The organism is Micromonospora sp. NPDC049101 (assembly GCF_040648675.1).
Lineage (GTDB): Bacteria > Actinomycetota > Actinomycetes > Mycobacteriales > Micromonosporaceae > Micromonospora.
Genome location: NZ_JBEZED010000021.1, coordinates 16,072 through 39,202, shown reverse-complemented (window position 1 = coordinate 39,202; position 23,131 = coordinate 16,072). Strand labels below are relative to the sequence as shown.

19 protein-coding genes are annotated in these 23,131 nt (G+C 73.3%); 9 read left to right on the top strand and 10 right to left on the bottom strand.

What is annotated here, in order from left to right; translation table 11 throughout:
- The first annotated feature begins 58 nt into the window (after positions 1-58).
- The 3 genes from AB0B57_RS25705 to AB0B57_RS25695 all read left to right on the top strand — a co-directional run bounded on the left by AB0B57_RS25705 (position 59) and on the right by AB0B57_RS25695 (position 2,760).
- Entirely contained in the window at positions 59-277 is a 219-nt protein-coding gene (locus tag AB0B57_RS25705) for a hypothetical protein (RefSeq protein WP_357074796.1), read from the top strand.
- A gap of 102 nt (positions 278-379) precedes the next feature.
- Positions 380-1,639 (top strand): M48 family metallopeptidase, encoded by a 1,260-nt coding sequence (locus tag AB0B57_RS25700; protein ID WP_357074793.1) that lies wholly within the window; start codon positions 380-382, stop codon positions 1,637-1,639.
- Positions 1,636-2,760 (top strand): glycosyltransferase family 4 protein, encoded by a 1,125-nt coding sequence (locus tag AB0B57_RS25695; protein ID WP_357074790.1) that lies wholly within the window; start codon positions 1,636-1,638, stop codon positions 2,758-2,760. The genes AB0B57_RS25700 and AB0B57_RS25695 overlap by 4 nt, the downstream gene beginning before the upstream one ends.
- A 7-nt stretch (positions 2,761-2,767) precedes the next feature.
- Here AB0B57_RS25695 and AB0B57_RS25690 read toward each other — a convergent pair whose 3' ends face one another.
- The 7 genes from AB0B57_RS25690 to AB0B57_RS25660 form a co-directional block, all read right to left on the bottom strand.
- Entirely contained in the window at positions 2,768-3,430 is a 663-nt protein-coding gene (locus AB0B57_RS25690; RefSeq protein WP_357074787.1) for a lysophospholipid acyltransferase family protein, read from the bottom strand.
- A gap of 20 nt (positions 3,431-3,450) precedes the next feature.
- Positions 3,451-4,035 (bottom strand): TetR/AcrR family transcriptional regulator, encoded by a 585-nt coding sequence (locus AB0B57_RS25685; protein WP_357074785.1) that lies wholly within the window; start codon positions 4,033-4,035, stop codon positions 3,451-3,453.
- A 169-nt stretch (positions 4,036-4,204) separates the two neighbouring features.
- On the bottom strand, positions 4,205-5,863 hold the full coding sequence (locus AB0B57_RS25680) for a bifunctional diguanylate cyclase/phosphodiesterase (protein WP_357074968.1): 1,659 nt from the start codon (positions 5,861-5,863) through the stop codon (positions 4,205-4,207).
- Between the two features lie 79 nt (positions 5,864-5,942).
- A complete protein-coding gene (locus AB0B57_RS25675) occupies positions 5,943-6,752 on the bottom strand; it encodes an SAM-dependent methyltransferase (protein ID WP_357074782.1) in 810 nt (269 codons plus the stop codon).
- A gap of 187 nt (positions 6,753-6,939) precedes the next feature.
- Positions 6,940-7,608 carry a response regulator transcription factor gene (locus tag AB0B57_RS25670; RefSeq protein WP_007072219.1) on the bottom strand — a complete coding sequence of 223 codons (669 nt, stop codon included), beginning with the start codon at positions 7,606-7,608 and terminating at the stop codon, positions 6,940-6,942.
- A gap of 7 nt (positions 7,609-7,615) precedes the next feature.
- Entirely contained in the window at positions 7,616-9,304 is a 1,689-nt protein-coding gene (locus tag AB0B57_RS25665) for a GAF domain-containing sensor histidine kinase (protein WP_357074779.1), read from the bottom strand.
- 14 nt (positions 9,305-9,318) lie between these two features.
- Positions 9,319-11,133, bottom strand: coding sequence for a long-chain fatty acid--CoA ligase (locus tag AB0B57_RS25660; RefSeq protein WP_357074776.1), 1,815 nt, complete (start codon positions 11,131-11,133; stop codon positions 9,319-9,321).
- A 119-nt stretch (positions 11,134-11,252) separates the two neighbouring features.
- Here AB0B57_RS25660 and AB0B57_RS25655 point away from each other — a divergent pair, with 119 nt between their 5' ends.
- From AB0B57_RS25655 to AB0B57_RS25630, 6 genes are all read left to right on the top strand, one after another.
- A complete protein-coding gene (locus AB0B57_RS25655; protein ID WP_357074773.1) occupies positions 11,253-11,708 on the top strand; it encodes an SRPBCC family protein in 456 nt (151 codons plus the stop codon).
- A gap of 31 nt (positions 11,709-11,739) precedes the next feature.
- Complete coding sequence (locus AB0B57_RS25650) at positions 11,740-12,444, top strand: hypothetical protein (RefSeq protein WP_357074770.1); 705 nt, start codon at positions 11,740-11,742, stop codon at positions 12,442-12,444.
- A 71-nt stretch (positions 12,445-12,515) separates the two neighbouring features.
- On the top strand, positions 12,516-13,463 hold the full coding sequence (locus AB0B57_RS25645; RefSeq protein WP_357074767.1) for an ROK family glucokinase: 948 nt from the start codon (positions 12,516-12,518) through the stop codon (positions 13,461-13,463).
- 11 nt (positions 13,464-13,474) lie between these two features.
- Entirely contained in the window at positions 13,475-14,167 is a 693-nt protein-coding gene (locus AB0B57_RS25640) for an endonuclease/exonuclease/phosphatase family protein (protein ID WP_357074765.1), read from the top strand.
- A gap of 115 nt (positions 14,168-14,282) precedes the next feature.
- Positions 14,283-15,692: an NAD(P)-binding domain-containing protein gene (locus AB0B57_RS25635; RefSeq protein ID WP_357074762.1), complete on the top strand. Its 1,410-nt coding sequence runs from the start codon at positions 14,283-14,285 to the stop codon at positions 15,690-15,692.
- A gap of 135 nt (positions 15,693-15,827) precedes the next feature.
- Positions 15,828-16,622, top strand: a complete 795-nt coding sequence (locus AB0B57_RS25630) for an alpha/beta fold hydrolase (RefSeq protein WP_357074965.1) — start codon at positions 15,828-15,830, stop codon at positions 16,620-16,622.
- A gap of 86 nt (positions 16,623-16,708) precedes the next feature.
- Here the strand turns inward: AB0B57_RS25630 and AB0B57_RS25625 are convergent, their stop codons facing one another.
- From AB0B57_RS25625 to AB0B57_RS25615, 3 genes are all read right to left on the bottom strand, one after another.
- Positions 16,709-18,232, bottom strand: coding sequence for a trehalose-6-phosphate synthase (locus AB0B57_RS25625; RefSeq protein ID WP_357074758.1), 1,524 nt, complete (start codon positions 18,230-18,232; stop codon positions 16,709-16,711).
- A 164-nt stretch (positions 18,233-18,396) separates the two neighbouring features.
- Positions 18,397-19,257 carry a DUF308 domain-containing protein gene (locus AB0B57_RS25620; RefSeq protein WP_357074755.1) on the bottom strand — a complete coding sequence of 287 codons (861 nt, stop codon included), beginning with the start codon at positions 19,255-19,257 and terminating at the stop codon, positions 18,397-18,399.
- 250 nt (positions 19,258-19,507) lie between these two features.
- On the bottom strand, positions 19,508-23,035 hold the full coding sequence (locus AB0B57_RS25615) for an adenylate/guanylate cyclase domain-containing protein (RefSeq protein WP_357074962.1): 3,528 nt from the start codon (positions 23,033-23,035) through the stop codon (positions 19,508-19,510).
- Positions 23,036-23,131 lie beyond the last annotated feature (96 nt).

Here is a 23,131-nt window from a genome sequence, read left to right as displayed (position 1 = left end):
CTCGGGTGGCGACGACGAGGCGCGCCGACCGTGCATCGCGAGCGATCAGGAGGGCTTGATGCTCATCGACTGCGACGGGTGCGCGAGGCAGGCCGACGGCTGTTCCGGCTGCCTGCTGGCCGCCCTGTTCGACGAGACGTCCCCGGCGGCCGGTCTGGTCGCCGCCGAGGTCCAGGCGATCGAGGTGTTCGCGCGGGCCGGGTTCGACGTGGAGGTGCTGGCCGCGCCAGAGCGTCCCGGCGCGGCTCGCCAGCGGGCTGTGCGCCGCATCGCCTGAGCGCGACACCGCGCCCGGAAGCGAGCTTCTCGCGGGCCATAGGATGAGCGGTCACGGCGGGAGGAGCGGCGCAATGAGCGGGACACGACGGGCAGTGACGCGATGACCCCACGGGGCTGGGCGCTGCTGACGCTGGCCGGGTTGACCGTCGCGCTTGTCGTGATCGCCGCGCTGTTCATTCCGTGGCACCGGCCGCCGGCCCCGCGCGCCGACCAGCTCGCCGCGCTGCGTGACCTGCCGGCCGAGCAGGTGGCCAGGGGGCGGGAGTTCCGGGCCGCCCTGCGTCCGGGCGGTTACGCCGCGCTCGCCGTGGGGCTGCTGGTCGCCCTCGCGCTCGGGTTGACCCCGCTGGGCAGCCGCCTGGTCGAGCTGGTGGGCCGGCCGTTCGGGGGGCACTGGGCCGCGCAGGCGGTGCTCGGTGGGCTGGCCGTGGTGCTCGTCGCCGACCTGGTGACGCTCCCGTTCGCCGCCTGGCGCCAGAGCGTGCTCACCCGCTACGGCCTGAGCACCAACGGCTGGAGTGGCTGGGCTGTCGACCTGCTCAAGTCGTACGCCGTCAGTGCGGTGATCGGCGCGGTGGCGCTCGTCGGCTTCTACGCGGTGATCCGGTTCGCGCCCCGCTGGTGGTGGGCGTTCGGGGCGGCGGGCGCCGCGCTGCTGGTGGTGCTGCTGTCGTTCGTGCTGCCGGTGCTGGTGGAGCCGGTCTTCAACAAGTTCACCCCGATGGAGCAGGGCCCGCTGCGCACCGAGCTGATGAGCATGGCCGCCCGCGACGGGGTGCCGGTGCGCGACGTGCTCGTCGCGGACGCCTCCCGCCGCACCCGGGCGGTCAACGCGTACGTCTCCGGTCTCGGGCCGACCCGGCGGGTGGTCGTCTACGACACGCTGCTGCGCGAGGCCACCCCGGGCGAGGTGACCGCGGTGGTGGCGCACGAGTTGGGGCACGCGAAGGACTCCGACGTGGCGGTGGGCACGGTGACCGGGGCGCTGGGTGCGGCTGCCGCCGTGGTGGCGCTCTACCTGCTCGGCTCGTGGGGGCCGCTGCTGCGACTGGCCGGCGTCGACTCGGTCGCCCAACCACGCGCCTTTCCGTTGCTGGTCGCCCTCGTGACGGTGGCCGGGCTGGTCGCCACGCCGGTGCAGGCGCTGATGTCACGACGGGTGGAGGCACGCGCCGACGCGCACGCGCTCGCACTGACCCGTGACCCGGAGACCTTCGAGTCGATGCAGCGTCGGCTCGCTTCGGTCAACCTGGGCGACCCCGATCCGCCGCGCTGGGAATACCTCTACTCGGCCTCACATCCGTCCACCGTCGAGCGGATGGCCGCCGCCCGCGCGTACGCCCGGAAGGCCGGCCGATGAACCGCACGCTGCTGATCACCAACGACTTTCCGCCCCGACCAGGCGGCATCCAGTCCTTCGTGCACAACCTCGCGGTGCGGCAACCGGCCGGCTCGGTGGTCGTCTACGCGTCGAGCTGGCGCGGGGCCGCGAAGTTCGACGCCGACCAGCCGTTCGAGGTGATCCGGGAGCGCACCCGGGTGCTGTTGCCCACCCCGTTGATCGCCCGCCGGGCGGCGCGGTTGGCTCGCGAGTACGACTGCGACACGGTGTGGTTCGGTGCGGCGGCCCCGCTGGGGCTGCTCGCCGCCGGTCTGCGTCGGCGGGCCGGCGTCCGCCGGGTGGTGGCACAGACCCACGGCCACGAGGTTGGTTGGGCGGCGCTGCCGGCCGCCCGGCCGGCACTGCGGCGCATCGGTCGGGGTGTGGACGTCACCACCTATCTCGGCGAATACACGCGCACCCGGTTGGCGCGCGTGCTGGACGGGGTGACCGAGCTGCACCGTCTCGCGCCCGGGGTCGACGTGGACACCTACCACCCGACCGTCGACGGTGAGCAGGTCCGGGCCCGGCTCGGGTTGACCGACCGTCCGGTGGTGGTTTGTGTGTCCCGGCTGGTGCCGCGCAAGGGCCAGGACATGCTGATCCGGGCACTCCCGGAGATCCGCCGCCGGGTGCCCGACGCGGCGCTGCTGATCGTGGGCGGCGGACCGTACCGGGCGACGCTGGAGAAGCTGGCCCGACAGGCCGGTGTGGAGCGGGACGTGGTGTTCACCGGTTCGGTGCCGTCGGTCGAGTTGCCGGCGCACTACGCGGCCGGCGACGTCTACGCGATGCCGTGTCGCACCCGCAATCGTGGCCTCGACGTGGAGGGGCTCGGCATCGTCTACCTGGAGGCGTCCGCGACCGGCCTGCCGGTGGTGGCCGGCGACTCCGGGGGCGCACCGGACGCGGTCCGCGAGGGGGAGACCGGCTACGTCGTCCGCGGGCGGGACGTGGCCCAGCTCGCCGACCGGGTCGCCCGGCTGCTCGCCGACCGGGACCTGGCCCGCCAGCTGGGCGCCGCCGGTCGGGCGTGGGTGGAGCGGGAGTGGCGCTGGGAGGCGCAGGCGGACCGGATGGCGGCGCTGCTCGCCGGCTGATCGCCGTTCAGCTCTCTCGGGCTGGCGCGTAGTGCGGCACGTACTCCTGGCCGGTGAGCTTCTGGATCTCCGCCATCACCTCGTCGGTGATCGTCCGGATGTCGCGCGGCCCGTGGATCCGGTCGGCGACCGGGATCGGCGGGCCGAATCGCAGGGTGACCGGGTGTCGACGGGGGATCCGCGCGTCGACCGGCAGCACCTCGGCGGTGCCGAGCACGCCGACCGGAATGATCGGCACCCCGGCGTCGCGGGCCAGCCGGGTCATCCCGACGCGGCCCCGGTAGAGCCGCCCGTCGGGGGAGCGGGTGCCCTCCGGATAGATGGCGACGAGGCCACCGGCGCGCAGCACCGGTACGGCGGCGTCGAGGGCGCGCAGGGCGGCCCGGCCGTCGGCGCGGTTGACCGGGATGGCGCCCATGCCGGCGACGATCTGCCGGTTGAGCCAGCCACTCGGCCCGCCGCCGTTGAAATACTCGACCTTCGCCCAGAAGGTGACGTGTCGGGGCGTCGAGGTGACGAGAAACCATTCGTCGGCGACGGACAGGTGGTTGCCGGCGAGGATCGCGCCGCCGTGCCGGGGCAGATGCTCCAGCCCTTCCACGTGGGGCCGCCAGCCCACCCGCATCGCGGTGCCGACTGTCAGTTTGGCGACGTCGTACAGCAGGGGCACAGGTCCTCCGGGGTCGGGTCTCAGGTCGGCGCCGGGCCGAGGTGGGCCTCCAGCGCGGCGCGCAGCAGGGTGTCGTCGTCGGTGGCGCCGGTGGCCAGCGGCAGGCTGCCCCAGGCCCAGAGTTGGGCGATGCCGTGCAGGTTTGCCCAGAGCGCGCCGGCGAGCACCGCCGCGGGCGCGTCGGTGGGCCGACGCACCCGCGCCACCAGGTCGGCCAGGACGGTGAACAGCGGCAGGCTCGTCTCACGCAGCCGCAACCGGCCGCTGTCCAGCAGGTCGTGGCGGAACATCAGCTCGAACATGCCGCGGTGGGCCGCCGCGAAGTCCAGGTACGTCCGGGCCAGTGCGGTCAATCGGGTACGCGGGTCCGCGTCGACGTCGTGCAACGTTCGCTCGACCCGGGCGGTGAGGTCGGCGAAGCCCTCCCGGGCGATGGCGGAGAGCAGGTCGACGTGGGTGGGGAAGTAGCGGCGCGGTGCGCCGTGGGAGACCCCGGCGCGGCGGGCGATCTCCCGCAGCGACACCGCCGACTGGCCGTCGCGCAGCACCAGGTCCACTCCGGCGGCGACCAGGCGCGCCCGCAGCCCCGTCTCGTCCGCCGCCATGGAGACTGTCTACCAGGGTGGCGTAGACGCTGTCTACCGCCGATCGACGTGTCGCGGCATGCCGGGGAAGCCGGAATCAGCGTGATGCCCGTGAGTCATCAAGATGCCTGTGTGGCATCACGCGCAACGGACAGACCCGAGCCAGGCCCATCCGTCGGGCGTGGGAGATTCAGCGGATGCGGGCCAGGATCCGGTCGGCGGGGGCCGGGCGCCCGAAGTGCCAGCCCTGGCCGGCGTCGCAACCGATCGCCCGCAGCCGCTCGGCCTGCCCGGCGGTCTCCACGCCCTCGGCGGTGACCGTCAGGTCCAACGCGTGCGCCAGCGAGACCAGCGAGGCGAGGATCCGCTCGTCGGTGCGGCCGACCGACGGCGACCGGAGGCCGGCCACGAACTCCCCGGCGACCTTCAGCTCGGTCACCGGCAGGTCCCGCAGGTACGCCAGGTTGCTGTAGCCGGTGCCGAAGTCGTCGATGGCGATCCGGACCCCGAGGTCGGCCAGCACCCGCAGGGCGCGTACCGGCTCCTCGGCGGTGCTCATCATCGTGCTCTCGGTGATCTCCAGTTGGAGCCGCTCCGGGGGCAGGCCGGTCTGCCGCAGCAGCGAGCGAACCTCCTGCACCAGACCGGGCCGGTGCACCTGCCGTACCGCCAGGTTGACGCTGACGAACGGTGCGGCGGCGTTGCCAGCCGACCAGGCCTCCGCCTCGCGGCACGCCTCGGCCAGCACCCAACCGCCCAGTTGGACGATCAGGCCGGTCTCCTCGGCCAAACTGATGAAGCTGTCCGGACGCAGCACCCCCAGCTCCGGGTGACGCCAGCGGACCAGCGCCTCGACGCCGACCAGGCTGCCGTCGCGAAGTGAGGTCAGCGGCTGGTAGTCGAGGTAGAACTCGCCCCGCTCCAGCGCGGCCGGGATGGCCGCGGAGAGCGCGTACCGGGCCAGCTCGCGTTGGTTGCGCTCGGCGTCGTAGAGCGCCCAGCGCGCACCGCCGGCGGACTTCGCCCAGTGCAGGGTGCTGTCCGCGGCCCGCATCAGGTCACTGGGGTTGGCTCCGGCCACCGGGCGCTCGACGATGCCGATGCTCGCCGAGATCTGCAGCTCGTGCCCGTCGACGAGCGCCGGTGTCCGGACCGCGGCCAGCGCGGTCTCGGCCAACGCCGCCATGTCGTCGGTGCCGGCGCTGCTCTCCACCAGGATCACGAACTCGTCCCCGCCGAGGCGGGCCACCAGGTGCTCACCCATGGCCTTGCACAGTCGTTCGGCGACCGTGACCAGCAGTTGGTCACCGACCTGGTGCCCCAGGGTGTCGTTGACGACCTTGAAGCGGTCCAGGTCGAGGAAGAACACCCCGACCCGCCGCGCACCCCGGCCGGGCTCGTTGAGCGCAGCGGTGAGCCGCTCGGTGAACAGCGTCCGGTTGGGCAGGCCGGTGAGCGGATCGTGGGTGGCCTGGTGCCGGAACCGGGCCTCGCTGGCGCGCAGCGCCCGCTCGGCCTGCGTCCGGGCCCTCATCGCGGCTCGGCGGATCGACTCCTGCTCGTCGAGGGTGCGGTCGCGCAGCGCGCGGGCGTAGCCGGTCGCCACGGCCGCCAGCAGCCGGGCCAGCCGGTCCTCGACGTCCTCGGCCACCAACCCGAGGTCACGCACGAACCGAAGCTGGATGACCTCCACGGTACGACCCAGCCCCTCCGCGGAGGCGATGTGCGCGGCGACCAACTCGGCACCGACCCGGTGCCCGGCGCGCAGGTCGAACGGCTCCGTGAGCAACGCGCCGGCCAGTTGGCCGGTGAGCCGGTCCAGCAGGGTCTCCAGCTGGGCCTGGGTCATCGGCAGGTAGCTGGTGCCGGAGACCGCCTTCGCCCACGCCCGGGCGAACGTGCCCGGGCGGGAGACGGCGTCGGGCGACTCAGCCACCGAGTCGCCCGACGCCGCCCATGAAGACCGCGCGCTCGGCGTCCTCCGCGCTCTCCGGGGTGTCCGGTCGCCACTGGGGCACCCACACCACGCCCGGGTCGAGCAGCTCGAACCCGTCGAAGAGCGCGGTCAACTCGGCCCGACTGCGTATCCACAGAGGGTTGTCGGTGCGCCGGTAGACCCGCTCCGCCTCGGCGCGTTCGTCGTCGCTGCGCCCGTCGTCGCTGGCCTGCGACAGCACCAGGTAGCTGCCGGGGGCCAGGGCGTCGCGCAGCGTCCGCAGCAGCTCGGCCGGCCGGTCGTCGTCCGAGACGAAGTGCAGGACGGCCACGACCATCACGGCCACCGGTTGGCTCAGGTCGAGCAGCTTGCGGGCCTCCGGGTGGGCCAGGATCGCCTCCGGACGCCGCAGGTCCTCCTGCACCACCACCGCCCGGTCGTTGCCGGCGAGGATCTCCCGGCTGTGCGCCACCGCCACCGGGTCGACGTCCACATAGACCACCCGCGACTGCGGGTCGAGCCGCTGGGCGATCTCGTGCACGTTGCCGACGGTCGGGATGCCCGAGCCGATGTCCAGGAACTGCCGGATCCCGGCCTCGGAGAGGTGGTGCACGGCCCGCCGCAGGAAGGCCCGGTTGGCCTGGGCCATCAGCGGCGCCTCCGGCACCGCCGCGACCATCGCCTGCGCCGTGGCGCGGTCCGCGGCGAAGTTGTGCGAGCCACCGAGGTAGTAGTCGTACATCCGCGCGACACTCGGGCGCTCGATGTCGATGGTGTCGGGTGCCCAGTCTGGCCGCTGCATGCGTTCACCCCTTGAGTCCGCGTCGCGGGCGTCGTCGCCCGCGCGGGTATTGTGCACCCGCCACGCACGCCAGACCATAGCGCGCGGGTGGTTGCCCGCCGACGTCGGTCGATGCGCGACGGTCCGCGCTGGCCGAAGCTGGCGCGGACCGTCGGTCGTGCTTTCCCGCCACCGGAGCGGGGGTAGATCAGAACTTCGGCGCGTCCGGTGCCTCGAGCAGGCCGAGCCGCAGGGCGGTCATCAGCGCCTGGGCCCGGTTGGCCGCACCGAGCTTCTCGTAGAGCTTGGAGATGTGCGTCTTGGCCGTGGACTCGCTGACGAACAGCTGCTTGGCGATGCCCGCCACGCTCATCCCGTCGGCGAGCAGCCGCAGCACCTGCCCCTCCCGGGGAGACAGCTGCGGGCCGGACGGCGCGAGCCGGCGCTTCATCGCCTCGGCCAGATCGGCGGCGGTGAACGCGCTGGGGGAGGAGGCGGCGTGCCGCGCGGCGGCCACCACCTCGTCGGCCGGGGCGGTCTTCGGCACGAAGGCACTCGCACCGGCCTCCAGGGCGCCGAAGAGCTGGTCGTCGCCGGCATACATGGTCAGCACCACGATGCCCATCGACGCACTGGACTTGCGCAGCGCGCGGGTCGCCTCCAGGCCACTGCCGTCGGGCAGCCGCAGATCCATGATCACCACGTCCGGCTGCAGGGCGCCGGCCTGGCGCACCCCCTCCGCCGCGGTGGCGGCCTCACCGACGACCTCGAACTGCCGGTCGCGCTCGAAGGCGTGGCGCAGGCCCTTACGAATCAGGTCATGATCGTCAACAAGGAGGACCTTGGTGCGGGTGGCCGGTGTCGGACTTGTGGTCATCCTCGGGTTACTCCCCTTCTGGTGCTGCGCTGTCGCGCACGTTATCTCGGCGGGACGAGGTGCCGACAACCACGGCCACGGTTGTGCCGCTGGGTTGCCGCGGCCTGATCTCCAACCGGCCCCGGATACGTTCCGCCCTCTCGGCCATGATCGCAAGACCGTACCGTCCGTCGGGGCGCTGGTCAGCCATCCCCTGACCGTCATCCGACACTTCTATTTGCGCGTACGGTGGGTCGACCTCGCACGTGACCCACAGATTCGAGGCTCCGGCGTGCTTGCGCGCGTTGGTCACCGCCTCCTGCGCGATGCGCAGCAACTCGGCCTCGGTGGCGGCCGGCAGCCGGGCGGTGGACTCGTCAAGCGAGAGGTGCACCCGCAGCCCACCGGAGGCGCCCACGGTGCGCGCGTACTCGGCGATCGCCGCGGCCAGCCCGCCCTGCCGGTCCACCTCGCTGCGCAGCTCGAAGAGGCTCAGCCGCAGTTCCTGGATCACCCGGGTCACCTCGCCGCGCAGCGTACGCAGGGCCTCGGCGGTCTCGTCGGCGTCGTCGAAGACGGTGGCCATGGCGTTGTCGATGCCGTAGCCGACCATCACCAGCTCCTGCGCCACCCCGTCGTGGATCTCCCGGGCCAGTCGCTGCCGCTCCTCGTTGGTGGCCAGCGAGCGCACCTCGTCGAAGAGCAGCGCCGCCTCCAGCCGCAGCGCGGCCGGGCGGGTCAGCGCGGTCACCCGGGACACCACCGGCGGTGGGTACGCGTGCGCGGTATCCGCCTCCAGCACCACCAGCCCCACCGTGCGCACCCCGGCGACCAGCGGAACGATGAGCGCGGACACGTCCGCGCCCCGGTGCGAGCGCGACTGCGACCGGGCGGCCGTGGTGGCCTGCTGGCTGGCCCAGGCGTCGGCGATCGCCGAGTCCGCGTCCAGCGTCGTCTCCCAGTCCACCCGGTCGACGCCGGCCTGGGCGAGCACCACGAGCCGACCGCCGCCGCTGGCCGACAGCACCGCGCCCCGGTCCGCCTGGGCCACCGTACGCAGCTCCTCCAGCAGGTGCTCGGAGATGCCGCCCGGGTCCAGGGTGGCGCCGGGCAACTGGCGGGCCACGGTCCGTAGTTGGGTCAGCAGTCGGGTCGCCTCGGCGTACGGCTGGGGTTTGCCCTCACCGCGGACCACCAGCACCCGGTGCAGGGTGCCGGCGGCGTAGAGGCCCAGCACCGCCAGGATCAGCCACTGCGCGCAGACCGCGAGGTAACCCGGCTGGCCGAGCTGGACCCCTCCGTCGACCTCGGTCAGCGCACCGCTGACCAGCAGGGTGGCGGCGCTGACCGCGAGCAGCGCGGCACCTTCGCGGAAACGGCGGCGCAGCGCGGTGACGGTCACCGGGACCGCCAGGTAGGGCAGTACCGCCGACGCGCCGAGCCCGTCGACCGTGCCGATCGACGCCACCGCGGCCACCTGGCTCGCGGCCAGGCCCAGCACCACCACCTCGGCCACCCGACTCAGCGGCGCGATCAGCGGGTGCTGCGGCGCCAGCAGGGACGGGAGCCCGGCCACCGCCAGCAGCGCGATCCACCACAGTTGGGTGACGTCGCGGGTGGCGAAGAGGGTCAGGATGGCGATCAGCGCCAGCATCACCAGGCGGGCGGCCGCGGCGAGGGGATGCGGGTGCGGTGCGGTGGTCGTGGATGCGGGCACGTGACGGATGGTAGTCAGCCTCGGTAGATGTCGGCGATTTCCGCCGCGTACGTCTTGTGGACGACCTGGCGCTTGACCTTGAGCGACGGGGTCAGCTCGCCGGTCGCCTCGGTGAAGTCGTGCGGCAGGACCCGGAACATCTTGATCGCCTCGGCCTTGGAGACGGCCTGGTTCGCGGTGTCGATCGCGGCCTGGATCTCCCTGCGCAGGGCCTCGTGCTCGCGCAGTTGCTCGGCGGGGGTGTCGGCGGGCATGCCGGCACCTTCCAGCCAGGCCGGCAGCGCCTCCTCGTCGACGGTGACCAGCGCCGCGATGAACGGCTTGCGGTCGCCTACGACGACACACTGGCTGATCAACGGGTGTGCCCGGACCAGGTCCTCCAGCACGGCCGGGGCGACGTTCTTGCCGCTGGCGGTGACGATCAGCTCCTTCTTGCGCCCGGTGATGCTCAGGTAGCCGTCGGAGTCGAGCTGCCCCAGGTCGCCGGTGCGGAACCACCCGTCGGTGCTGAGCGACTCGGCGGTCGCCGTCTCGTTGCGCCAGTAACCCTGGAAGACCAGCTCGCCCGAGATCAGGATCTCGCCGTCGTCCTCGATCCGCACGGTCACGCCGGGCAGCGGGCGGCCGACGGTGCCGATCCGGGTGCCGGTCGGCAGGTTCGCGGCGGCGGCGGGCGAGGTCTCGGTCAGGCCGTAGCCCTCCAGGACCGTCACGCCGATGCCCCGGAAGAAGTGACCGAGCCGGGCGCCGAGCGGCGCGCCGCCGGAGATGGCGTCGCGGCATCGCCCACCGAGCGCGGCCCGCAGCTTGCCGTAGACCAGCCGGTCGAAGACCACGTGCTGGGCGCGCAGCGCCAGGCCCGGCCCGCCGGGGGTTTCCAGAGCCTCGCTGTACGCGATGGCGACCTGCTCGGCGCGGGCGAAGATGCCGCCCTTGCCGTCGGCCTCGGCCTTCTGCTTGGCCGCGTTGTAGACCTTCTCGAACACCCGGGGTACGGAGAGCACGAAGGTCGGCCGGAACGCCTGCAACTCGGCGACCAGGTTCTTGGTGTCGGCGCAGTGCGCCATGGTGGCCCGGGCCTGCACGACGCCGATCTGGATCAGCCGGGCGAAGGCGTGCGCCAGCGGGAGGAAGAGCAGGGTGGTCGCGCCGGCGTTGAACAGGTTGGGCAGCACCGGCACCGCGTTGGCGATGTCGGCGTACATGTTGCGGTGGGTGAGCACGCAACCCTTGGGCCGGCCGGTGGTCCCGCTGGTGTAGATGATCGTGGCCAGGTCGTCGGCGCGGACCGCCTTGCGTCGCCGGTCGACCTCGGCCAGCTCGACCGTGGCACCGGCCTTGACCAGCTCGTCGACCCCACCGAGGTCGATCTGCCAGACCTGGGCCAGGTCGGGCAGCCGGTCTTGGACGTCGGCGATCAGGGCGGCGTGCGCGTCGGTCTCCACCACGACGGCGACCGTGTGGGAATCCTCGATGATCCACGCGGCCTGCTCGGCGCTGGACGTCTCGTAGATCGGCACGGTGACCGCGCCGATGGTCCAGATGGCGTAGTCCAGCAGCGTCCACTCGTAGCGGGTGCGGCTCATCAGCCCGACCCGGGTACCCGGTTGGATGCCGGCCGCGATCAGCCCTCGGGCCACCGCGATCACCTCGTCGCGGAACTGCAGACAGGTCACGTCGGCCCAGGCGGTGACGGTGCCCTCGGCGCCGGGGACGGGGCGGGCGAACTGGACGGCGTCGGGCGCGACCTCGGCGTTGTCCCAGACCGGATCGGTGAGGTTGGCCGCGTCGCCAACGGTGACGATCGGCGGGACGGAGAACTCGCGCACCTGCACTCCTTCGTGCTCGCACTGGCCGGGCCGGCCACCACCTACGGACGGCGGCTGCGTCGAAACCTACCTGGCGGGCGGTCCGGGTGGGACAAGCAGGAGGCGGGTAGCCTCCCCCCATGGCGGACTCCTCCACCCAGTCGATCATCATCGGCGCCGCACCGGATCGGGTGACGGCGGTCATCTGCGACTTCGCGCGCTACCCGGAGTGGACCGAGGCCGTGCGGCGCGCCGAGGTCGTCGAGGAGTACGAGGACGGCTACGCCAGCCAGGTGCGCTTCACCATCGACGCCGGGGTGATGGCCGACGAGTACGTGCTCGCCTACTCCTACGCCGAGGACCTGTCCCGGATCGAGTGGCACCTGGTCGCTCCCTCGAAGATGCAGAAGTCCCAGCGCGGCTCGTACGACCTGGTGGGTAACCCGGACGGCAGTACGACGGTGACCTACACGCTGGAGGTCGACCTGTCGGTGGGGATGCTCGGAATGTTTCGGCGCAAAGCCGAGAAGATGATCATGGACACCGCGTTGAAGCAGCTCAAGCGCCGGGTAGAAGCAACCGGTGCGGCGCAGTGACGGGTCCGGTGGCACGGTAGAGGAGCCAACTGTGGGCGGAACGGATCCGGGTTCGGCCCGGGAAGAGGCGGAGCGGCTGGTCGCCACCCTGCTCGCGGGGGCACGACTGGCCTCCGCCGGCTCGGCGGGCGGCGCGTTCGGCTCGCTGGGTGCGGTGTTAGCCGGTGTCCTCGGTCACAGTGCCGACCCGGAGGGCCGGCCCGGCACCGGCGGTGCTTTCGCCACCGGATCGGCCGAATGCTGCGTCTGCCCGGTCTGTCGGGGCATCGCCGCGTTGCGTGATCCGAGTCCGGAATTCGCCGAACGCCTCGCGACCGGCGCCGGTGACCTCGCGGCGGGCGTCGCCAGCCTGCTCCGCGCGTTCTCCCCGGCGGAGCCGCCCACGACGAGCACATCGTGGCCGACCTCCGCGCCGACCTCCGCGCCACCGTCGGCACCCGCGGCGAGCACCGACGATGTGCTCCCGGAGCCGGCCCCCGACGACCCGTCCACCGCCGCCGGCGAAAACCACGTGTGGCGCGATGCCACCCGTACCGGGCATGATTCTCAGCCGGCGCCGGAGCGGGATGTCTGGTCGGTCGCCACCCGGACGGCGGACCCACTCGCCCCGGCCGCCGCACCACCCGTCGACGACGCCGGGCCGGCGACCGTACCGGCACCGACCACTCGTCCCGCGGTGCCCGCCTCGCGGGTGCCGGACGACACCGGTGCGCAGGCACCGGGCGACGGCGCCTGAGCGCGGGACATCCCGACCCGGACCGGCAGGCCGCCGGCACCCGGGTCGGACAGCAGAGGGGAGCGGCAGCGGTGACGCTGACCATCGGAGTCGACGTCGGTGGCACGAAGGTGGCTGGCGGTGTCGTGGACGACACCGGCACGGTCCTCGTGCAGAGCCGACGGGACACCCCCGCCGATGACGTCGGCAAGACCCGCGACGTCATCATCGAGCTGGTCGGCGAGTTGACGGCCGGGCGGACGATCGAGGCCGTCGGCATCGGCGCGGCCGGCTGGATCGACGCCAGCCGCTCGACCGTGCTCTTCGCTCCCAACCTGGCCTGGCGGGACGAACCGCTGCGCGAGTACGTCAGCACGGCCGTCGGCCTCCCCGTGATCGTGGAGAACGACGGCAACGTGGCCGCCTGGGCCGAGTTCCGCTACGGCGCGGCCCGCGACGCCGACGATTCCATGATCATGTTCACCATCGGCACCGGCGTGGGCGGCGGCATCGTCCTCGGCGGGGAGCTGATGCGGGGTGCGCACGGCATCGCCGCGGAGCTCGGCCACATGCTGGCCGTGCCGGACGGGCACCAGTGCGGCTGCGGCCGGCTGGGCTGCATCGAGCAGTACGCCAGCGGCAGCGCCCTGGTGCGCTTCGCCCGAGCCGGCGCCCGACAGGAGCCCGACCGGGCCGCCGCACTGCTGGACCTGGCCGGCGGCGAGGCCGAGGCGATCACCGGCCACATGGTGACCGCCGCCGCGCAGGGTGGTGACCCCGTCTCCGCCGAGGCGTTCGCCCAGATCGGTCGTTGGCTGGGCACGAGTCTGGCCGACATGGCGCAGATCCTCGACCCGCAGACCCTGGTGGTCGGTGGCGGTGTGATCGACGCCGGGGACCTGCTGCTCGGTCCGACACGCCGCTCGTACCTCGACGCGCTCGCCCAACGCGGTCGCCTGCCGGTGGCCGAGGTGCTCCCGGCCCAGCTGGGCAACAGCGCCGGGGTGATCGGCGCCGCCGACCTGGCCCGCCGGATCTGAGGCGGTCCGCGATGGGCGTGCCGCTGCGTGTGGTGTCGTACAACATCCACGGCCAGCGCGACGACACCGCCGCGCTGGCGGCGGTGGTCCGGGCCGCGCGGCCGGACGTGGTGATCGTGCAGGAGGGGCCGCGCCGGTTCCGGTGGCGGCAGAAGTCCGCCACGTTGGCCGAGTCGTTCGGCCTGGTGGTGGCCGCCGGCGGGCTGCCCGCGCTGGGCAACCTGCTGGTGACCAGCCTGCGGGTCCAGGTGCGCGGCACCCGCTGCCAACGTTTCCCGCTGACCCCCGGCCGGCACCTGCGCGGCGCCGTGTACGCCGACTGCCGGGTCGGCGACGCCCACGTCACCCTCGCCGGCTCGCACCTGTCCACCGACCCGACCGAGCGCCCCGCGCAGGCCGCCGAGTTCAAGCGCGGGCTGGACGCGGCGACCAGCCCGGTGGTGGCCGGGGCGGACCTCAACGAGGGCCCGGACGGGCCGGCGTGGGCGACCGTGTCGCGCGGGTTGACCGACACCGCGGTGGCGGCCGACCGGGCGGACCGGCTCACCTACTCCTGCGCCGACCCGCGCCGGCGCATCGACGCGCTCTTCGTCGACCCGCGGATCACAGTTGTCGACTACGACGTGGTGGACACCCCGCAGACCCGCCGGGCCAGCGACCACTTCCCGGTCCTGGTCGACCTGCTGCTGCCCGCCGCCGGCTGACCCCGACCCCGGCCCGACCGTCGACGCGTCCGCCTCAGGACTGGACATCCGGCTCCGTTGTGGAGAGGATTTCGCGGCGACCGGCACGCCTGCCGTACCAAAAGGAGATGTCCCGGTGTCCACCTCCACCGACCACGGCCGGCCCGACCCGGAGGCGACCCCGCCCGCGCGCGGCGGCGACGATCGCCCGGTCTCCGACCGGGGTGACACGGTCTGCGTCATCGGGGCCGGGGCCAGCGGTCTGACGGCCATCAAGAACCTGCGCGAGCACGGGTTCGGTGTCGACTGCTACGAACGGGAGACCGGCGTCGGCGGCGCCTGGAACTGGCGGCACGACCGCAGCCCGGTGTACGCCAGCACCCACCTGATCTCGTCGAAGCCGTTCACCCAGTTCCCCGACTTTCCGATGCCGGACTCCTGGCCGGACTACCCGCACCACAGTCAACTGCTGTCGTACTTCGAGCGGTACGCCGACCACTTCGACCTGCGCTCGCACATCTGGTTCGGCACCGAGGTGGTCCGGGTCGAGCCCGCCGAGGGCGACCGGTGGGACGTGACCACCCGCTCCACCGGCGGGTACGGCCCGGAGCGCACCTCCCGGTACGCCGCCGTGGTGATCGCCAACGGGCACAACTGGTCGCCGAAGCTGCCCCGCTACGAGGGCCTGGAGGAGTTCCGCGGCGAGATCATGCACGCCTCGTCCTACAAGGACCCGGCGCAGTTGCGCGGCAAGCGGGTGCTGGTGGTCGGTGCCGGCAACACCGGCTGCGACATCGCCGTCGAGGCCGCCCAGCAGGCGTCGCGGTGCTGGCACTCCACCCGGCGCGGTTACTGGTACGCGCCGAAGTACGTGCTCGGCCGCCCCGCCGACCAGGTGAACGACACCCTGTTGGCGCTGCGCGTGCCGCTGCGGGTGCGGCAGTGGCTCTACCACTGGACGATGCGGTTGACCGTCGGTGACCTGACCCGCTTCGGTCTGCCCAGGCCCGACCACCGGGTGTACGAGACGCACCCGATCGCGAACAGCCAGCTCGTCTACTACGTGGGTCACGGTGGGATCGGCCCGGTGCCCGACGTCGCCCGGTTCCGCCCGTACGCGGTGGAGTTGGCCGATGGCCGGGAGATCGACCCCGAGGTGGTCGTCTTCGCCACCGGCTACCTGCCGCGGTTCGAGTTCCTCGACGCGTCGGTGTTCGCCGACAGCGCCGGGGCGGGTCGGCCCACGCTGTGGCTCAACGCGTTCACGCCGGGTCATCCGACCCTCGCCGTCGCCGGCCTGTTGCAGCCGGACTCCGGGTTGTTCACCCTGTCGCACTGGCAGACGGTGCTTTTCGCGCGGCTGCTGCAGGCACGTCGGGACCGGCCGGAACGGGCCATGGCGTTCGCGCGGCGGGTACGGGAGCGGGCCGGGGAGCGGTACTCCGGGCCGGTCAAGGACAGCAGCCGGCACTGGTTCGAGGTCGGTCACGCCGACTACCTGCGCGCCGTCCAGCGCGCCTTGCACGACCTGGAGAGCAGCAAGTGAGCGCGAGGAGTGAGCTTGCGAGCCCCGCAGTCGCGAACGAAGGGTTGGCACGGTGAGCGCGAGGAGTGAGCTTGCGAGCCCCGCAGTCGCGAACGGAGGGTTGGCACGGTGAGCGCGAGCGGTGAGCTGCGGATCATGCGGAGCCGGGAGTGGTCCCGTCCGGTCCGGCCGGCCCGGCGGGAGGTGCTCAGTGCCCTTCCCGAGGTGGAGGAGGGGCGGCCGCCGCTGCTGTTCGTTCCCGGGTTCGGGCACGGTGCGTGGGCGTTCGCCGAGCACTGGTTGGGTCATGCGGTGTCGCGGGGGTTCCCGGCGTACGCGATGAGCCTGCGCGGGCATGGTGCCAGCGAGCCGGCGCCGGAGGCGACGCTGCGGGCGTACGCGCACGATGTGGTCCAGGTGGCCGCGGGCCTGCCGCGCCAGGCGGTGCTGGTGGGGCACGGTGCGGGGGCTCTGGTGGTGGCGCACGCGTTGGCCCGCTACCCGGCGCGCAGCGCGGTGCTGGTGGCGCCGGTGTTCGGTGGCTGGGGAGTGCTGGGCGCGGCGTTGCGCCGCAATCCGGCGGGCACGGTGCCGGCGGTGTTCGGTGGGCCGTTGCGGCTCAACGGTGGGCAGTTGTTCAGCCGTGAGTTGCCCGACGAGGAGGCCCGGCGGTATGTCGGGCGGCTCGGCCGGGCGGGTCGGCGGGCGCAGTGGGCGCTGCTGGGTGAGCCGGCGGCTGAGCCGGCGGTGGGTGCCCCGCCGGTGCTGGTGTTGGGCAGCCCGGACGACCGGGTGGTGCCGGCGTCGACGTTGACCCGGGTGGCCCGCCGCTACGGTTCGGCTCCGCTGCTCTTTCCCGGGATGGGCCACGACCTGATGCTGGACGCGCGCTGGGCGGAGCCGATCGACGCGATCCTGGACTGGCTGGAGAAGGAGCCCACGGCGCACTGAGCACCCGCGCCCGCCCAGGTCGGGGTCGCCGCCGTCGGCTGATCGCCGGCGCGGGCGGGTGGGTGCTCAGTCGCCGGGGTGGGCGGTCAGCCGGCCGTCTGGCGGGTGGCCGCGGTGGGCGGAGTGGTGGGTTGCGGCACGCGGGCGTCGTCGTCGGGGCGAGTGTCGACGGGTTGGGTGTCGTCGGGGCCGGGATCGGCGCTGCTCAGGCGGCTGGCCAGGGCGCCGCGCTCGTCCAGCGCGCGCAGGTAGGATCGGGCCCAGGCCCGGATGTCGTGCTCCTCCAGGTGGGCGCGCATGGCCCGCATCCGCTGGGTGGTGTCGGCCGGGCTGGCCCGCAGCGCGGCGCAGAGGCCCTGCTTGAGCCCTTCCAGGTCGTGCGGGTTGACCAGGTACGCCTGGGACAGCTCGGCGGCGGTGCCGGCGAACTCGCTGAGCAGCAGGGCGCCCGTGTCGTCCACCCGGGCGGCCACGTACTCCTTGGCGACGAGGTTCATCCCGTCGCGCAGCGGGGTCACCGCCATCACGTCGGCGACCCGGTAGAGCGCGGCCAACTCGGCCCGGTCGAAGGGCTGGGTGAGGTAGTGGATCGCGGGCTCGCCGACCCGGCCGAACTCGCCGTTGATCCGACCCACCTCGCGTTCGATGCGCTCCCGCAGGATCTGGTACTGGCCGACGCGTTCCCGGCTCGGCATCGCGACCTGCACCAACACCGTGTCGCGGACCTTGACGTCGCCGCTGGCGAGCAGTTCGCTGTACGCCTTGAGTCGCTGTTCGATGCCCTTGGTGTAATCCATCCGGTCCACGCTGAGGATGACCTGCCGGGGATCGCCGAGGTCCTGACGGAGTCGGCGGGCGCGCGCGGCCACGTCCGGGCGGGCGGCGAGCGCGCCCATCTCGGCGGTGTCGATGGAGACCGGGAACGCGCCGATGCGCACGACCCGGTCGTCGATGCCGATCCGCCGGTCGGTGGCCGGCAGGTCCAGCACCCTCGTCACCAGTTGGGCGAAGTTGTGGGCCGCCTGCACCCGTTGGAAGCCGACCAGGTCGGCGCCGAGCATCCCGCGCAGCAACTCGGCCCGGCGCGGCAGCTGCATGAAGAGCTCCGGCGGCGGGAACGGCACGTGCAGGAAGAACCCGATGCGCAGGTCGGGACGGAGTGCGCGCAGCAGACCGGGGACCAGTTGCAGGTGGTAGTCCTGCACCCAGACCACCCCGCCCTGCTCGGTCACCGCGGCGGTCGCCTCGGCGAAGCGTTGGTTGACCCGCTGGTACGCCTCCCACCACCGTCGGTGATGCTGCGGCTGTTCGACGGCGTCGTGGTAGAGCGGCCAGAGGGTGGCGTTGGCGAACCCCTCGTAGTGGTCGCGCAGGTCTTCTGGGCTGAGCGCGACGGTGTGCATGCGGACGCCGTCGACGTCCGGTAGGGCGGGGGCGGGCCCGGTGCCGCCGGCCCAGCCGACCCAGGTCGCCGGGGTGTGCCGCAGGAGCGGGTGCAGCGCGCTGACCAGCCCACCGGGGCTGCGCCGCCACTCACAGGCTCCGTCGGGGGCCTGGCTGTCGTCGATGGGGAGGCGGTTGGCGACCACCACGAGAGAACTCTGTCGCATCTCGGGCATTCCGATCAGCAGAGGACTGACCGCCACGAGCAAGGGAAAACCGGTCAGTCAGCGGGGGAAGTGACGTACAGCGGTATTCCTACTGACAGTAAGTTACACCACTGTTACGCGCACGGCGGGTCGGCGGCGTCCCGGGATGCGGGCCAGGGTTGGACCTAGACGACGGCGCCGTTGTCCGGGTCGTCCTCGTCCTCGTCGCCGGGTCGCAGTCGCCAGATCAGCGTGACGAAGCCGGCCAGGATGCCGGTGAACCCGAACAGGGTGACCGCCGAGCGGTCCACCGGGATCAACCACGGGAAGAGGAAGAGCACGAACCCGACGACCACGCCGAGCACACCGACCACCGCGTACTTGCTGATCCGGGGGAACGGTGGCGGTGGGGGCGGGTGGTAGCCCTCGTCGTCCTCGTCGTCGGGCAGATCGGCCCCGAAGGTGTCCAACCCGTCGAGCAGGGACGGCTCGTCCGCCCGGGTGTCGCGCCCGACGGAGATCCCGGAGAAGTCGGTGGCGGACGGGAGCCGGCGGGTGTCGGTGGCGGTCGGGCCGGGCTCGTCGGTCCCCGCGCGGGCCAGCGGGCCGGTGGTCGGCTCGTCCCGGGCGTCCCGTGCGTCGCGGTCGTCCACGTCCTCCGAGGCCGGCCACGGGTGCTCGCCAACCGTGGAGGAGGCGTGGAAGCCGGCCACGATCCGTGCCCACTCGGCGTCGATGTCCGGTTCGTCGCGGGCGGGCGGCTGCTCGGGGGTGCTCTCGTCGGCGAGCTGGGTCAGGTAGTCCCGTGCGGTGGCCAGGTGCGAACGGTCGACGTAGAGCCGGTCGACCGGCCGGGCCGGAACGGTGGTGGTGCGGGTGACCGGGTTGAGGTCGGCGGAGGGCTGCAGGTAGGCGGCGATCCCGCCGGCGGCCAGCACGTCGAGCAGGTGCTCGCCGACGCGCGGATCGACGTCGCCGACGACGGCGTACTCGTTCGCGTCGAGCCCGTTGTCCCGCCGTCCCCGGCGGGCACCACCCGCTGACACCCGGACATCCCCCTTAACGCGCCTCGCGGCGCGACCCTCGACGCCCGTCCGCACGCCGTGCTCTGAATCGTGACACGTCAGGGCATGGTTCCGGGAGTGCGTTGTGTCGCGTCTTCCAAAGTCACGGCTGCCGCCGCAGGTCGCGACCGGGGTCCTTTGTCCGTTCTTGCGCGACCAGCGCCATCTCGGTGCCGGTTGGCCGTCTGGCCGTACTGCCGCCGGAGCACGGTCCCCGACGCGGGCGTTGGTGTCAGGGCAGGCGCAGCAGGGTGGGGGCGTGGTGGCGGGTGGCGAAGTCGTGCAGGCGGGCGCGGGTCGTCGCGGCGGCGGACGGGTCGGTCTCGGTCAGCGGGCCGATCGCCAGCGCCATCGTGATGATCTCGTCTGTCACGTCGGTCATCCGGGCGTAGCTGGCCGCCGCCGACCTCAGCAGGCGCGCGGCGCCGGCCGCGTCGCCGGTGTGCCGGGCCAGCGTGGCGTCGGCGACCTGACCGGCGGCGCGAGCCCACGGGGTCGTCCGGGGCGCCCGGTCGAGCATCTCCCGGACCAGCCGGGCGGCGTCCGCGCCGAGCACCCCGGCGACGTGCCCCACGGCCGGCACCCACTCGGCGAACGGGATCATCCGGGTCCGCCGCCAGTCCTCGTCCAGCTCGGTCAGCAGCGCCATCGCCTCGTCCCGGCGACCCTGCACGGCCCGGCAGAGCGCGGCGTGCGCCAGGGTGGAGCGCAGCACCCGGTGGAATCCGGTGCGCCGCGCCGCGACCAGCGCCTGCTCGACCAGGTCCCCACCCGTGCCGCCCGGCTGCGCGGTGCCGGCCGGTTCCGCCAGCGCCGCCGGTCCCGCCATCCCGGCCGGTTCCGCCAGCGCGTCCGGCCCGGCGCCGGCCAGCCCGCGCATCCAGCCGGAGACCGCCACGATGTGCAGGTCCCACTCCGCGGTCGGCCGGCGGGTCGACTCGGCCCACATGGCCAGCGCGGCAGTCCAGTCGCCCGCGTAGTACGCCCGCGCCCACTGGTCGGCGAAGCTGGTCGCCAGGCTGTGCTCTCCGCCCAGGTCGAGGGTGAGCTGCTCGTCCACCAGTCGGGCCGAGCCGGCCAGGTCGCCCTCCTCCTGCAACGCCCAGGCCAGGTTCTGCACCGCGCGACGTCGACTGGTCAGCCGCTCCACCCGGCAGTGCTCGGTCACCTCGACCAGCTCCGGGTACGCCGAGGCGGAACCGGCCAGGTAGCGCGCGACCGCCAGAGTGATCCGCGCGTTGGCCTGCACCTCGCGCAGTTGGAGCCGCTCGGCGAGGGTCGCCGCGGCGCGGGCCGCCGCGCACGCCGGGTCGGTCTCGGCGTTCAGCATGTGCACGCGGGCCAGCTCCAGCAGGGCGCTGGCCTTCTCCTGGCTGTCCGGTAGTTCGCTGTAGATGCCGATCGCCTGGTCCAGGTAGTGCAGGGTCGCGGCCCGGTCGGCCCGGCTCCACGCGGCGGTGGCGAGCAGCGTCCACGCCCGCGCCGCACCCGTCCGGTCGCCGGCCGCCGCGAGCCGCTCGGTCAGCCGGGTGAGTGTGTCGGTGCCGCCGGCCACCAGGAAGGCGTCGCCGTCGCGGTAGAACGCCAGCTCCGCGTCGAACAGCTCCAGCGCCGGGTCCGGGCCGACGTCCAGGGTCAGCGCCCGCCCGACCAGCGCCGCCGCGGTGTCCAACGCGTGCAGCTCGTACGCCCGGCGGGCCGCCCGGTGCAGCGCGGCCCGCGCGGGCGGGGCGTAGGGGGCGGTGTCCAGCCCGACGGTCCGGGCGATCTCGTGCGCCGCCCAGCGGTGGTTGGCCAGCACCTCGGCCAGGTCGTGCTGTCGGCCGTCGGCGAGCTGCGCCATCCAGTCGGCGGTGCGCTGGTGCCGCAGCACCCGCTCGGCCCGCGGTAGCCGCTGGTAGCAGACGTCCCGCACCAGGATGTGCCGGAACCGGTACTCGGACTGGCCGGGCATCGTCGACGTGCCCTGCTCGTACACCAGGTCGCGCCGCTGTAGCCGGTCCAGCGCGCGCTCCACCCACTCCACCGGCCGCCCCAGCGCCGTAGCCACCGGCGCGGCCCAGAACTGCACGCCGACCACCGCGGCGGCCTGGAGCACCGCCCGGTCGGCCGGGTCCAGCAGGTCGAGCCGGTTGGCGATGACCGCCTGCACCGTACGCGGCATCTCCGCGCCACCGTCGGGGTCGAGGCGGGAGGCCGAGCGCGCCGCGTCGAGCAGCCCGCCGTCGAGCAGCATCCGGGCGTACTCCTGGGCGTAGAGCGGATTGCCGTCGGCGAACTCGATGAGCGGGGTGCGCGCGGTCGTGGGCAGCGTGGACTGCCCGAGCAGCAGCGAGTACAGCGTGTCGATGTCGGTGTCGTGCATCGGCGGCACCGAGATGGACATCGCGCCGCTGATCGTGGCGGTCCAGGCCGGGTGCCGTTCCCGCAGCTCCGGGCGGGCGGTCGCGACGACCAGCAGCGGTACGCCGCGTGCCGTCGCGCCCAACTGCTCGACGAAGGCCAGCATCGCCTGGTCCGCCCAGTGCATGTCCTCGAAGGCCAGCACTGTCGGCCCGGTGGTGGCCAGTGCGATCAGGAAACGCCGCCAGGAGGCCTCGGTCTCGCCCGGGGTGAGTCGTTCGCCGGGCACGCCGATCAGCGGGCCGAGTGCCTCGGCCAGCCGGGTCGCGTGGGGGTCGGCGAGCTGCCCCAGCCGGGCCCGCAGCCGCTCCCGCAGGGCGGCCGGGTCGTCGACCTCCGGTACGCCCACCCAGCTCTTCACGATGTCCGCCAGCGCGGCCCAGGTGACGTTCTCGCCGAACGGCGGGCACTGCCCGACCAGCCAGGTGACCGGCGGGCCGGGCAGCCGGCCGGCGTGCCGCTCAAGCTCGCGGAGCAGCCGGCTCTTGCCCACACCGGCCGGGCCGAACACCGTCACCAACTGGGAGGTCCGCTCGGTCACCGTCCGGTGTAGCGCGTTGATCAGCAGGCCGCGCTCGTGTTCCCGGTCCACCATCGGCGTCAGCTCGGCCGTGCGCAGGTCCCGGTCCGGCCGGACCTGCACGGCCAACCAGATCCGGCTCACCGCGGACCGGCCGCGCAGGGTGACCGGCGGCTGGTCGGCGTACTCCATCTCGTGCCGGGTGGCCGACCAGGTGCTCTCGTCGACGACGACGCCGCCCGCCGGGGCGAACGCCTGCAACCGGGACGCCGTGTTGACCACGTCCCCGGTGACGAAGGCCTGCCCGCCGTCGCGGGTGGCGGAGAGGTCGACCAGGGCCTCGCCGGTCGCGATGCCGACCCGGAAGCCGAGCGGCGGCTGCGGGCCGTTGGGCTGGTGGGCCAGGCTGCGTTGCAGCTCCAACCCGGCGCGCACGCACCGCAGCGCGTCGTTGTCGGTGGCCACCGGTGCGCCGAAGAGCGCCATCGCCGCGTCGCCGATGTACTTCTCGACGACCCCGCCGTACTGGTGCACGATCCGTCGCACGGTCGCGAAGTAGGTCTGTTGCAGACCGTGGGCCTGCTCCGGGTCGGTCCGTTCCGCGTAGCTGGTGAAGTCGACGATGTCGACGAAGAGCACGCTGACCTGGCGGCGATCCTCCTGCACCACACCGACGTGGTCCCGCAGGGGCTGGCCACAGCCGGTGCAGAAGTTGACCTCGGTGCTGTTGGCGTGCCCGCAGTGCGCGCAGGTGACCGCGAGCGGCTGGCCACACCCGCCGCAGAAACGGTCGTCCGGCCCGGCCGCGCGGGCGCAGTGTCCACACCTGAGGTCGATGTTCAGCTCCGTGGGCGAGATGGGTCAGTATCGCGTCCACCCGGGCCAGTCGGGAACCCGACGTGTGGGCGGGCGACGCCATCGATCGGTCGGAGT